General features: G+C 73.4%; 14 protein-coding genes. 5 read left to right on the top strand and 9 right to left on the bottom strand.

The window, feature by feature from the left end; genetic code table 11:
• Positions 1–349 precede the first annotated feature (349 nt).
• On the bottom strand, positions 350–1063 hold the full coding sequence (locus tag QQK26_RS07305) for an SDR family oxidoreductase (RefSeq protein WP_284231611.1): 714 nt from the start codon (positions 1061–1063) through the stop codon (positions 350–352).
• Between the two features lie 46 nt (positions 1064–1109).
• Between QQK26_RS07305 and QQK26_RS07310 the strand changes: the two genes are divergently transcribed.
• Complete coding sequence (locus tag QQK26_RS07310; protein ID WP_284231612.1) at positions 1110–1877, top strand: SDR family NAD(P)-dependent oxidoreductase; 768 nt, start codon at positions 1110–1112, stop codon at positions 1875–1877.
• On the top strand, positions 1874–2566 hold the full coding sequence (locus tag QQK26_RS07315) for a FadR/GntR family transcriptional regulator (protein WP_284231613.1): 693 nt from the start codon (positions 1874–1876) through the stop codon (positions 2564–2566). The genes QQK26_RS07310 and QQK26_RS07315 overlap by 4 nt, the downstream gene beginning before the upstream one ends.
• Before the next feature lie 12 nt (positions 2567–2578).
• Here the strand turns inward: QQK26_RS07315 and QQK26_RS07320 are convergent, their stop codons facing one another.
• The 6 genes from QQK26_RS07320 to QQK26_RS07345 all read right to left on the bottom strand — a co-directional run bounded on the left by QQK26_RS07320 (position 2579) and on the right by QQK26_RS07345 (position 8909).
• A complete protein-coding gene (locus tag QQK26_RS07320) occupies positions 2579–3319 on the bottom strand; it encodes an ABC transporter permease (protein ID WP_284231614.1) in 741 nt (246 codons plus the stop codon).
• Positions 3316–4101 carry an ABC transporter ATP-binding protein gene (locus tag QQK26_RS07325; protein WP_284231615.1) on the bottom strand — a complete coding sequence of 262 codons (786 nt, stop codon included), beginning with the start codon at positions 4099–4101 and terminating at the stop codon, positions 3316–3318. Before QQK26_RS07325 ends, QQK26_RS07320 begins: the two co-directional genes overlap by 4 nt.
• Positions 4098–5171 carry an ABC transporter substrate-binding protein gene (locus QQK26_RS07330; protein ID WP_284231616.1) on the bottom strand — a complete coding sequence of 358 codons (1074 nt, stop codon included), beginning with the start codon at positions 5169–5171 and terminating at the stop codon, positions 4098–4100. The genes QQK26_RS07325 and QQK26_RS07330 overlap by 4 nt, the downstream gene beginning before the upstream one ends.
• Positions 5172–5247: 76 nt before the next feature.
• A complete protein-coding gene (locus tag QQK26_RS07335; RefSeq protein WP_431308029.1) occupies positions 5248–7077 on the bottom strand; it encodes a glycoside hydrolase family 15 protein in 1830 nt (609 codons plus the stop codon).
• 70 nt (positions 7078–7147) lie between these two features.
• Positions 7148–7687, bottom strand: coding sequence for a Dps family protein (locus QQK26_RS07340; protein WP_284231617.1), 540 nt, complete (start codon positions 7685–7687; stop codon positions 7148–7150).
• 43 nt (positions 7688–7730) lie between these two features.
• Positions 7731–8909, bottom strand: coding sequence for an NAD(P)/FAD-dependent oxidoreductase (locus QQK26_RS07345; RefSeq protein ID WP_284231618.1), 1179 nt, complete (start codon positions 8907–8909; stop codon positions 7731–7733).
• 222 nt (positions 8910–9131) lie between these two features.
• Between QQK26_RS07345 and QQK26_RS07350 the strand changes: the two genes are divergently transcribed.
• The 3 genes from QQK26_RS07350 (at position 9132) to QQK26_RS07360 (ending at position 10667) form a co-directional block, all read left to right on the top strand.
• Positions 9132–9623, top strand: coding sequence for a MarR family transcriptional regulator (locus QQK26_RS07350; RefSeq protein ID WP_284231619.1), 492 nt, complete (start codon positions 9132–9134; stop codon positions 9621–9623).
• 78 nt (positions 9624–9701) lie between these two features.
• The gene (locus QQK26_RS07355; protein ID WP_284231620.1) at positions 9702–9953 is read left to right on the top strand and encodes a hypothetical protein; all 252 of its coding nucleotides are present in this window, start codon (positions 9702–9704) and stop codon (positions 9951–9953) included.
• A 123-nt stretch (positions 9954–10076) separates the two neighbouring features.
• Positions 10077–10667, top strand: coding sequence for a nucleotidyltransferase family protein (locus QQK26_RS07360; protein WP_284231621.1), 591 nt, complete (start codon positions 10077–10079; stop codon positions 10665–10667).
• A 277-nt stretch (positions 10668–10944) separates the two neighbouring features.
• Here QQK26_RS07360 and QQK26_RS07365 read toward each other — a convergent pair whose 3' ends face one another.
• Positions 10945–11577: an SGNH/GDSL hydrolase family protein gene (locus QQK26_RS07365; protein WP_284231622.1), complete on the bottom strand. Its 633-nt coding sequence runs from the start codon at positions 11575–11577 to the stop codon at positions 10945–10947.
• A gap of 74 nt (positions 11578–11651) precedes the next feature.
• Positions 11652–12320, bottom strand: coding sequence for a TetR/AcrR family transcriptional regulator (locus tag QQK26_RS07370; protein ID WP_284231623.1), 669 nt, complete (start codon positions 12318–12320; stop codon positions 11652–11654).
• Between the last annotated feature and the right edge of the window lie 91 nt (positions 12321–12411).

A 12411-nucleotide genomic window follows, 5' to 3' on the forward strand; every position in this document is an offset into this window, starting at 1 on the left:
GGCATCCGGCCTCTTGCTCCGGGGGTTATCCCCCGGCGCTGCGTAGCGGGGCGATCACCCCGGCACCGCTCGTGCGGCGATCAGCCCGGCACCCCGCAGTGGGGCGATCAGCCCGGCACCCCACGTGCGCGATGCCGAATGACGGAGATCCTCGCGCCGATGCCGCGGCACACCGAGCGGGGTCGCGGTCGGCGCCAGGAACTCCGTCATTCGGGATCCGATGCGCGGGTGGGGCGGGATCGGAGCGGGGCGGGATCGGGGCGGGATCGGAGCGGGGGCAGGGCGCGGGCGAGGCGGGGCCGGTTCCCCTCGGGAGCGCGGCCGGATGGTCGGCGCGGCCCGCGGCGCGTCAGCGCTGCGAGACCGGGCTGAGCACGAGCTCGTCGATGCGCACGTGCGACGGCGCGGTGATGGCGTAGAGGGCGGCGTCGGCCACGTCGGCCGGCGTGAGCATGACGGCGCGCGCCGCGGCGTCGGGCACGGTGGGGCGCTGCTGCAGGAAGTCGCTGTCGATGTCGCCCGGGCAGAGATGGGTGGCGCGCACGCCGGCGCCGGCCTCCTGGTCGTTGATGGTGCGCACGATCGGGGCGAGCGCCGTCTTGCTGGCGCTGTAGGCCACGCCGGCCCCGGGCGCGGGGCGCCAGCCCGCGATCGACGAGACGACCACGACGACGCCGGATGCGGCGCGCAGGGCGGGCAGCGACGCGTCGACCGCGCGGACGACGCCGAGCAGGTTGGTCTGCACGACGGCCTCGAAGTCGGCCATGCCCTGGTCGGCCCAGGCGCGCCGCGGGTGGTTGAGGCCGGCGGCGAGCACGAGCGCGTCCAGGCGGTCGCCGATCGTCGGGAGCGCCACCCGGGGGTCGTCTGATCCGACGTCGAAGGGCAGCTCGACGGGCGTGCCGCCCGCGTCGCGCACGAGGCGCGCGGTCTCGGACAGCGCATCCGTCCTCCGCCCCGACAGCACGACCCGCCAGCCGAGCGCACCGAGCGCGTCCGCGGTCGCCCGCCCCACGCCGCTGCCGGCTCCGGTGACCCACGCGGTCTTCATCGCATCCGTCATGAGGGCTAGAATAATCATACTTTTCAGTGACGAGCGAGGAGCGAGCATGCTGATCGACCTGACCGGACGCACGGTGCTGATCTCCGGCGGGGGTCGCGGCATCGGCCGCGCCCTCGTCGAGCGCTTCGCCGAGGAGGGTGCGCGCGTCGCCGCGCTCGACGTGGCGTTCCCCGAGCCGCTGCCGCAGGGCGTGCTCGCGGTGACGGGCGACGTGACCGACCCCGACTCCGTCGCAGCGGCGGTCGCGCAGGTCGTGGATCGCTTCGGCGGCCTGGACGTGCTGGTCAACAACGCCGGCGTCAACGTGGAGGGCTACGTCGAGGACCTCGACCTCGCCGCCTGGAAGCGCTGCTTCGACGTCAACGTCGCCGGGGTGTTCCTGCTCTCGCAGGCCGCGATCCCCCATCTGAAGGCCTCCGGGCGAGGCCGCATCCTCAACGCCGCATCCTTCGCCGCCATCGTGCCGAGCGTCGGCGCCGCCGCCTACGGTGCCTCGAAGGCCGCCGTCGTGCAGTTCACCAGGGTGCTGGCCGGCGAGCTCGGCCCCTGGGGCGTCACCGTGAACGCCTACGCGCCGGGCATGGTGCCGAGCGCCATGAACGGCTTCGCCGAGATGCCGCAGGCCGCCCAGGATCGCCTGCTCGACACCCTCACCCTGCGCCGCTGGGAGTCGCCGGGCGACATCGCCGACCTGCTCGTCTTCCTCGCCGGCGACGCGGCGGGCTACCTCACCGGCACCCTGGTCGACGTGAGCGGCGGCAAGCTCGCCACGCAGCTGCCGCAGCGCGCGTACGAGCGGGCCGCCTCGCGGTGAGCCGCCGAGCCGCGCTCGTCGGGCAGCTCGGCGCGGCGATCGCGCAGCACGAGCTCGTCCCCGGTGCGGTGCTCGATCCCGAGGCGATCGCGGCCCGGCACGGCGTCTCGCGCACCGTCGTGCGCGAGGCGCTGCGCACGCTCGAGACGCTGGGGCTGGTCACCGCCCGACAGCGGGTGGGCACGGTCGTGCAGCCCGTCGCGGCCTGGAACCTGCTGCACCCCGACGTCATCGCGTGGCGGGGACGGGGAGCGGATGCGCCGGCCCAGCTGCGCGAGCTCACCCGGCTCCGCGAGGCGGTCGAGCCGGCCGCAGCGGAGCTCGCCGCGGAGCACGCGGACCCCGATCAGCTCGCCGCGCTCCATGACGCGGTCGAGCGGATGCGTGCGGCCGCCGCCGCGGGCGACGTCGCCGCCTTCGCCGCGGCCGACGCGGCCTTCCATGCGCTGACCGTGACCGCATCCGGCAGCGCCGTGCTCGCTCAGCTGCTCGGCACGCTCGAGGCGGCGCTGCGCTCGCGCTACGCGCACGAGCTGCCGGTCTTCGGCGCGGCGGGCACCCGCTCCCTCGAACAGCACGCGGCCCTGGCGTCGGCGCTCGCGCAGCGCGACGGCCAGCTGGCGGCGGACATCACGCGCCGGATCGTCCGCGAGACCGGCGAACGGCTGGGCGCCCACGACGCCGGGTGAACCGCCGAGCCGCTACCAGCGCACGACGATGCGCTCGACGAGCCCGATGAGCCCGAGCAGCGCCAGCGAGACGAGCGCCGAGACGAGGATCGCCACCCACATCTGCGGCAGGTTGAGGTAGGTCGTCGCGGTGACGATGGTCGCGCCCAGGCCACGGGTGGAGCCGGTGAACTCCGAGACGATCGCGCCGACCATGGCGGCGCTGGCCGAAAGCCGCGCCCCCGCGAACAGGTAGCGCAGACTGCTCGGCAGCCGCAGCCGCAGGAACACGTCCGTGCGGCTCGCGGCCATCGACCGGAACACCTCGAGCGATCCCCGGTCGACGTTCCGGAACCCGGCGAGCGCGTTGATGAGCATCGGGAAGAAGGCCGTCAGCGCCGCGACCACGATGTTCGGCACCTGCGTGAAGCCGAAGGCCACCACGAGCGCCGGGGCGATCGCGACCACCGGCGTCACGTTCAGCAGCAGCGCCACCGGCAGCACGGCCGACCGCAGCACCGGCGCGTGCACGACGGCGATCGCCAGCAGCAGGGCCGCGCCGACGCCGATGCCGAAGCCGCTGAGCGCCGACACGAGGGTGTGCCCGAGGTTGCGCACGTAGAAGTCCGGCCGCGCGGCGAGCTCGGCGGGCAGCGAGGCGAGCGGCGGCAGCACGCTCGGATTCGCGGATGCGGTCCACGACCAGAGCAGCCCCAGCAGCAGCAGGAGCGCCGCGGGGGCGCCGACGGCGAGGGCGACGCGGCGGGCGCTCATCCGCTCGCCCCCGCGCGCAGGGCCGCGGTGATCTCGCGCTCGACCGCGCGGACGGCGTCGCTGTCGGCGGCGCAGTCGGCGCGCGGACGCGGGATGGGCACCTCGATCTCGGCGGTGATGCGGCCGGGTCGCGGCGAGAGCACGATGACGCGGTCGGAGAGCAGCGCCGCCTCCTCGGCGGAGTGGGTCACGAAGACGACGGTCTTGCGGTGCCGCTCCCAGAGGTCGAGCAGCTGCAGGCGCACGGACGAGCGGGTGATCTCGTCGAGCGCCGAGAAGGGCTCGTCCATGAGCAGCAGCGGTGCGCCCTGCACGAAGACGCGGGCGAGAGCGGCCCGCTGCTGCATGCCGCCGGAGAGCTGGCCGGGGCGTGCGTCGGCGAAGTCGGCGAGGCCCACCTCGGCGAGGATGCCGTCGACGTCCTGCGGCACCCGCTGCGGATGCGAGGAGCGGTCGGCCCGTCGGTTCACGAGCGCGCTGAGGCCGGCGTTCGTGCGCACCCTCGCCCACGGCAGCAGGGCGGCGTTCTGCGGCACCCAGCCGATGTCCTTGCGGCGGGCCGCCTCGCGGGGCGGGCCGCCGAGCACCTGGACGGTGCCCGCATCCGCTCGTTCCAGGCCGGCGATGATGCGCAGCAGCGTCGACTTGCCGCTGCCGGAGGGGCCGAAGAGCGTGACGAACTCGCCGGCGCGCACCGTCAGGTCGATGCCGTCGAGCGCGGCGATCGGACGCCGGCCGGCGAAGGTGCGGCCGATGCCGCGGAGGACGACCGCCTCGCTCATCCCTCGTCGGGCCAGACGATCGCGCCCGCGTCGGTGACCGACTCGAGGAAGGAGGCGTCGAAGGCGGCGCGCAGGTCGGGCTCGGTGCGGATGAGGTCGAAGCGGGCGAGGATCCCGGCCTCGGGGCGCCACTGCGCCTCGTCCATCCAGCCGATCGGCCAGCCCTCCGGCAGCGACTCCTCGACGAGCTCGACCTCGCGCTGCCAGCGGGCGCGGCTCACCTCGACGTCGTACCCGGCCTCGCTGCGCGCCTCGGCCCAGCCGAGCGCCTCGTCGAGGTTGGCGTCCGAGGCGTTGATCCAGTCGTAGGCGTGCAGGCTCGCCCGCAGGAAGTCGGCCACGGCGGCCGGGTGCTCCTCGGCGAACGCCGAGTTGACCACCTGGGCGTTGAAGGTGCTGGGCACCCCGTAGTCGTCCGGATCCCATTCGACGATGTCGTCGCCGGCCCCGCGCAGCACCAGCGGCTCGTTCGACTTGTAGGCGGCCAGGGCGTCGACCTGGCCGTCGGGCAGGATGCTCGGGTCGTAGCCGACCGAGACCCACTCGATGCCGTCCGGGTCGACGCCGTGATCCAGCAGCATCGCTTGGAACTGCGGAGGGATGACCTCCTTGTAGCCGATCGTCGCGCCCGCGAAGTCGCCGATCGCGTCGATGCCCCCGTCGGCCATCGTGAGCAGCTCGATGGCGCCCTGGTTGCCGTAGACCGCGATCGCCTCCAGCTCCGCGCCGTTGTCGCGCGCCACCAGCACGTCGCTCGCGCCGCCGATGCCGGCGAACTGCGCGGTGCCGGCACTCACCAGCTGCGTGTTGGCGCTGCCGGGCTCGAGGGTCACATCGAGGCAGAGCTGATCGAAGTAGCCCAGCTCGTCGGCCGCGAGCACGTCGAGGATGCCCACGGAGGCGGCGTAGCCGAAGGAGGTGAGGAACGTGATCGGCCCGGCGTCGCGGTTCGCCTGGCAGTCGTCCTCGCCGAGCAGCGGTTCGACGTCCGAGCCGCCGCCGGCGACGCATCCGGTCAGCAGCAGCGGCAGCGCGAATGCGGTCGCGAGGGCGCGGGTGCGTGCGGGCATGCGGGGGTCCTTCCGCCAGGATCGGCGCGGTGGGGTGACGACGGAGCAACGCTACCGCGGGGGCGGGGATTCCCCGTCAGCCGTCGAGCCCGGTCAGCTCCCGGATCGTCACCGCCGCGTTCACGAGCCCGAGATGCGAGAGCCCCTGCGGCAGGTTGCCCCAGAACGCCCCGGTCGCCGGGTCGATCATCTCGGCCATGATGCCGACGTCGTTCGGCGTGGTCGCGACGAGCTCGTCCATGAGCGCGATCGCCTCGTCGTGGCGGCCGACGCACGCGAGCGCGGAGGCCGTCCAGAAGCCGCAGGCCACGAAGGCTGGCTCCTCCTGGCCGACACCGGTGTAGCGCAGCAGGTGCGGGCCGACACCGAGCTCGCGGCGCAGCGCGTCGATGGTGCGGCTCATCCGCTCGCCCCGGTCGAAACCGCTCACCGAGTGCAGCAGCACCGAGGCGTCGAGCTCGTCGCTGCCCGGCGAGATCGTGTAGGCCCCGATCTCCTCGTTCCAGCCGTGCTCCTCGACCCACGAGCGGATGCGCTCCCGCTCCGCCTTCCAGCGGTCGGCGCTGCCGGGGATGTGCCCGCCCTCGGCGAGCTCGACGGCGGCGTCGAGCGCCTGCCAGCAGCCCATCTTCGAGCTGGTGTGGTGCCGCGTCTCCGGCAGCTCCCACATGCCGGCATCCGGCGAGCGCCACTGATCGCAGGTGCCGTCGGCGAAGGAGGCGAGCAGACGGCCGGTCTCGGGGTCGAGCACGTTGCCGGCGCTCACGTAGAGCCGCACGATGTCGAAGAGGTCGCCGAAGACGCCGAGCTGCAGCTGGTGCTGCGCGCCGTTGCCCGTGACGACCGGGCCGATGCCGCGCCAGCCGTCGACGTGGTGCATCTCGACCTCGGCCGGCACCCCGCCGTCGAGCCCGTAGAAGATGTGCAGCTCGGGGCCGTTGGCACGGATGGTCTTCAGCAGCCACGAGATCGCGGCGTGGGTCTCCTCGCGCAGCCCGAACTTCACGAGGGCGCGCATCGTGTACGCCGCGTCGCGCACCCACGCGTAGCGGTAGTCCCAGTTCTTGCCGCCCCGCGCGTCCTCGGGCAGGGACGTGGTCGCGGCCGCGGCGATGGCGCCCGAGGGGCTGTAGAGCAGCAGCTTGAGGGCGAGCGCGCTGCGCTGCACCTCCTCCTGCCAGGGGCCCTCGTAGCGGAACTCCTCGCTCCAGCGCTGCCAGTTGCGGATCGTGCGGTCGACGCCCTCGTCGACGATGGACGGGTTCGGCAGGTGCAGCGGCTCGCCGTCGGTGCCGACCAGCGCGATGAGGTGGCGCGACCCCTCCTCGGTGGTGAAGCGGCCCTCGATCCGCTCGCCGTGGTCGGGCACCGGCCCGTGGTCGAGTCCGACCACGCTGAGCATCACGCTGCCGGAGCGGATGACCGGGCCGTGCTCGTTCTCCTCGATCCAGGGCGAGGCGTGCCCGAGGCGGGTTCCCGGGCGCACGCACCAGCGCATCCGCACCGAGCCCTCGACGCCCTCGACGCGGCGGGCGAGCTCGGTCCAGGGCAGGCGGCCGGCGACCCCGGTGATCAGCGCATCCGTCACCCGCGCGGTGCCGGAGGCGGTGGTGTACGTCGTCTCGAGCACGTTGGTGCCGGGCACGTAGCGCCGCACCACCTCGAACTCCTCCTCGGGGGCGAGGTCGCTGAAGCCGCCGTCGTCCGAGTCGAGGACGGCGTCGAAGAGCGGACGGGCATCGAGCTCGGGCACCGGGAACCAGTCGACTCGGCCGTCGGTGCGGATGAGGGCAACGGTGCGCCCGTCGCCGATCGCCGCGTAGTCGCGCAGCTCGGCGAAGTCGCCCGGCGCCGGCGGGAAGCGGGTGCCGGGCGCGGGGTCGCCGGCGGCCGGGTCCGCCGCGATGCTCACGGGCGCCGCCCCGAGGGAGCGGCGCCCGTCAGGGCGAGCGATCGCGTCAGCGGCGCCGAGCGGATCAACGGCTCACAGTGCGGTTCTCGGCGCCCACCATCCAGGCGAACTGCTCGAGGCGCTCGATGATGCCGTGCAGGATGTCGGCGCTCGTGGGGTCGTCCTCGTCCACGTCGTCGTGCACCTCGCGCATGGTCCCGACGGTGGCCTCGAGGCGCTGCACGACGAGGTCGACGGTCTCGGCCGTGTCGATCTCGCCGTGCGGGAACTCGGGCAGCGTGGTGGTCGCGGCCACGACGTCGCTGCGGCCGTCCGGCACCGCGTGCAGGGCGCGCAGACGCTCGGCGATGTCGTCGCTCGCCTCGCGGGCGAAGTCGATGATCTCGTCGAGCTGCAGGTGCAGGTCGCGGAAGTTCTTGCCGACCACGTTCCAGTGCGCCTGCTTGCCCTGCAGGTGCAGCTCGATGAGATCGACGAGCACGAGCTGCAGGTGCGCGCCCAGGCGCTTCGGGGCGACGAAGCCCTTCTCGGCGTTCTGCCGCCGGGTCTTCTTGACGCCGGAGCCGGACGGGGCCTCGGTGGGGCGGTCGATGGTGCTGGTCATGGTGTCTCCTTCGTTCGGTGGGATGGAGGTCGGGTCGCGGCGCTCAGGCCAGCTGCTCGGCCGAGAGGGGCGGGTCGGAGGCGAGCACCGAGCGCGCCTCGTCGAGCCGGTCCTCGAGGTTCCAGTTGAGGACGCCGACCGGGTGGCCGTCGCCGTCGAGGTAGTAGACGACGCCCTCGCGGCCGCCGTCGAGCCAGCGCTCCACGGTCCGCAGGGAGGCGTCGAGGGTGCCGACCGCCTCGTAGCGGTTGCCGAAGAGCGCCGAGTAGTAGAAGGGCGTGTGCTCGTAGACCTCGTCCGCGCCCGCGAGGTTGCGGCCGGCCGTGCGGCCCTGCGCCTGCGCGTTGTCGACGTGCTCGATGCGACGGCGGCCGAGGATGCGGTCCGGGTAGTTGGCCACGTCGCCGGCGGCCAGCACGTCGGCGGCGCTCGTGCGCAGCCGCTCGTCGACGAGCACCCCGTCGCCGACATCGATGCCGGCCTCCTCGGCGAGACCCGTCGCCGGCTCGATGCCGAGGCCGACCACGACCGCGTCGGCCTGCAGGGACGTGCCGTCCTCCAGGTCGACCGTCACGACGCCGTCAGCCTCGCGACCGCCGGTCGCCCGCGCCTCGGTGACGAGCTCGACCCCGGCGTCGCGGAACATGGCGTCGACGGTGCGCGCCAGAGCGGCGGGGAACACGGCGCCGCCCACGACCGCGTCCGGCAGCACGAGCGTGACGCGCACGCCCTCCTGCACGAGCGCCGCGGCGATCTCCTGCCCGATGTAGCCGCCACCGACGACCACGACATGGCCGCGGCCGTTCGCGATGGCGCGCAGGCGGCGGTAGTCGGCCGCGCTGCGGTAGAGCAGCACGCGCTCCGACTCCTCGAAACCGGGCGCGCTCGGGTGCCCACCGGTGGCGAGCAGCAGCCGGCCGTAGCCGATCCGCTCGCCATCGACGGTGGTGATCTCGTGGGCGTCGGTGTCGATCGCGATCACGCGGGTGGCGAGGCGCACCTCCGCCCCGGTCTCGCCGGCCGTGTCGAGCTCGGCGTCGGACCAGGCGAAGTCGGGGTCCGTCCAGAGCTTCTTGGAGAGGGCCGGGCGCGCGTAGGGCGGGTCGACGTCCTCGCTGAGGATGGCGATGGAACCCTCGCCGTCCACCTCGCGGAATCCCTTGGCGGCCGCGTCGGCGGTCATCCCGCCGCCGATGATCAGGGCGTCGAAACGGTCGGTCATCCGGTCCTCCTCGGGCGTCGTGCGGCGGAGACGGTCGAGCACCGCCCTGCAGCTCGAACGTATGGACACGCTCTGAGCGGCGACTCCGCCCGCCCTGGACGCGCGCTGTCCGCTCGGCGGCGGTCCGGATGCGGGCCCCGTGCGCGTGCGGGATACAGTGTCCCGAGCTGCGGGCGACCCGTGCCCGCGGCGGCCCTGCACGACGAGAGCGGACCCGAGCACGTGAGCGAAGAGCTGTCCAGCCGGTACTGGTACGAGACCGGCGACGATGCCGAACGACTGCGCTCCGTGGCCATCCTGCAGGCCATGCGCGCCTACCGCGCCGGCGAGGCGGCGATGCGCCGCCGTACCCGCGACTCCATGTCGATGGGCGAGAACGACCTGCTCGTGCTGCGCTACCTCCTCAAGGCGAAGCAGCAGCAGAGCGCCGTCGCGATGCCCGAGCTCGCCGCCTACCTGGCCGTGTCGACCAGCGCTGCGCGCGCCCTCGTGGCACGCCTCGAGCGCAGCGGCCACCTGGTCGTCGAGGGCGACGAGGTGCGCACGACGGTCGAGAGCGACGCCGAGGTGCGCGCCACGCTGGGGCGGATGCACGAGCGGATGCTCGAGGCCGCGGGCGGGATGACCCCGGACGAGGGCCGCGCCGTCGTGGCGTTCCTGGGTCGCATGCTCGATGCGGTCGACCGCATCGACGCGCACGACTCCGTGCACTGAATCGCGGCCCGAAAATGATTCGACAGCCGGATAATCTCTCGACTCGTCGTTCATTGAACGACGTGCGAGACTGAGGCCGTGACTGCATCCGAGCGCCCCTCGCGCGACCAGTTCGTCGAACTCGACGGTGTCGCGCTCGTGGGCTTCGACGACCTCGTCGATCGCGTCCTCGCCTCCTACCCCGAGCTCGGACGGGCCGTCGTCGAGTCCAGCGCACTGCGCGAGTACGAGGCGTTCACCGGTGGCATCCCGCTGGCCGTCCCCGCCGAACTCGAGGCCGGTCTGCACGAGCTGTTCGGCGCCGGCGCCCGCGACGAGGACGCGGCGTAGACCGCTTCCGCTCGTGACGCTCGCTCGCTTTCCCGGTGCCGTCACATCGGTGGACGGATATAACTGAAGGATGAGCTCCTCCGGCCCCGCCCCTGGCCCTCGCCGCCCGCGCGCACCCGCGCCGTGACGGCCTCGGGCATCGCCTCCAGCGAGGCCGGCGGCGTCAGCGGAGTCGTGCTCGCCGCGGACCTCCGATCGGCCGGAGGCCGACCCTCAGCGCTGGCCAGCGACCGCGAGGGCCCGTGGCTGCCACGCGCCGTGAACACCCTGCTCGCGGCCGGATGCGACCCCGTCTTCGTCGTGCTCGGCGCCGCCTCCGACGAGGCCGCCGAGCTCGTGCCGCCGGACCCGCGCGTGCGCACCATCGTCTCCGGCGACTGGCAGCGCGGGCAGTCGCACTCGCTGCGCACCGGGTTGCGGATGGCCGCCATCACCCGCTCGCGCGGCCTGCTGCTCACCCGCGTCGAGCTGCCCAACCTGCACGCCTCGGCGGTGCACCGCATCGTCGAGGGCGCCGACGAGCGCACGCTGCGCCGCGCGGTCTACGACGACCGGCCGGGCTACCCCGTCTTCATCGGTCGCGAGCACTGGACCGACCTGCGCCTCGGCCTCACGGGAGACGCCGGCGCGCACGGATTCCTCGAGCAGCACGACGGCGAGGACGTCGACTGCAGCGACGTCGGCGGCGGAGCGGAGCCCGGCACCGACGCCTGAGCCCCGCGGGCGGCCCGCCCGCTGCCGCGGACTGCACCGACCATCGCTCGGGGGGACGTTCCGATGGGCGGGGTCTCAGCGACCGCGAGCGGGCCTCGATCCCGTGGGATCTTCCCGACGCCGGCTCCGGGGGGACTGGCCGGCGACGGACGGGAGGCGGTCGGCCGGGTTCGGGCGACCGTCCGCTGGCCTCCTGCCGAGTATTCTTCGGCATCCGCTCGTCGGCCGCCTCCCCCAGTCGGAGGGACGTCCTCAGAATGGAGGACAGCGGGGTACATCATAAGCCGAGTTCGCGGAGTCCTTCATCCATGATCTCCGCGATCTTCTTGTACCCCGTATCGCTCGGGTGGAGCCCATCCGCGGCCATCATCTCGTCCGAGCCGCCCTCGAGCCACGTCGCGGCGCCCTCCATCCGCTCGGCGCCGACGCGGTCTGCGGACTCGGCCACCCAGGCGGCGACCTGACGAGACTCGGGCGTCGCCTCCTCGAGGTACCAGAACGGCTCCGACACGATCAGGCGCGCCTCGGGCAGCTCGTCGCGGAAGCGGTCGAAGTCGTCGTCGATGGCCGAGCGGATGCGCTCCGCAGCACCGTCCATCGAGAAGGCGTCGTTGAGACCCATGGTCACGATCACGATGTCGGGCTGCTGCTCGACGATGAGGTCGACGAGGTCGTCCGTTCGCCCGTCGCGCTGATTGACGAAACCGAGACCGTTGACGCTGGGGTTGAACTCGCGCCAGCCGCGCTCCTCGCTCACGAGCGTCGACCAGCGCAGCGACGGGTCGCTCGCCCCGGTGCCGAGCGTGTAGGAGTCGCCGTAGAAGGCGACGAGCGGGCCATCGCCCTCCGGCGGCGGGCTCGGCGCCGGGCCGGGGGCGGCGCAGGCGGCGAGGCCGAGGACGGCGACCACGGTCAGCAGCAGACGAGGGGTTCGCATGCGGGTGGTTCGCTGCGACGACCGGTGCGGTTCGGTCGCTGCCCCGATCACGCGCCCCCATCGGCGCGCTCCGCGCCAGGCGCCTCGGGCACGTCCTGCCCGGGCTCGTGCGGCCCGGGCTCGTTCGGCTCGGCGAACACCGACACGGCGAGCGCCGCGAGCTCGATGGTCTTCTCCGCGGCCGCGTCGTCGCGGTCGCCGAGCCAGGTCAGGGACAGCCCGTCCGTGAAGGTCGCGAACAGGTGGGCCATCTCATCCATGGGCCGGTTCCAGCGGACATCGCTGACGGTCGCGGCGAGTTCGAGCAGGGCCCCCGCGGTCTGCCGGTAGATGCGGTACTGGATCTGCGGCAGGTGGGCGAGCTCGGGATCGCGCAGCGCATGGTTCATGAGCTCGTTGAGCATCACCTCGCGCAGCGGATCGGCCCTCACGTGCCCGAGGTACGCGCGCAGCCCGTTGCGCACCGTCTCGGCGATGTCCTTGCCCGGCTCGAGGCTCATGCTCGCCACCGCCTCGACGTCCCCGACGATCGCCGCGATGACCTCGCGGATCAGCTCGTCGCGCGAGTCGAAGACGTAGTGGAAGCTGGCCAGCGACATGCCCGCCTCGGCGACGACCGTACGGGTCGTGGCTGCGGCGACGCCGTCCCGGTAGATGACGGCCAACGCCGCCTGCACCAGCGCCTGCCTGCGCTGCTCGGCAGGGATCCTCGCCATCGGTCCCCCGTCCGTCACCGTAGCCGCGTCGGCCTCGATCCGACGGCCCCCGGGACGCGCACCCCGGTCGTCAGCGATTGTCCTGCCGCCT

It is taken from the genome of Arenivirga flava (assembly GCF_030161575.1).
GTDB lineage: Bacteria > Actinomycetota > Actinomycetes > Actinomycetales > Microbacteriaceae > Arenivirga > Arenivirga flava.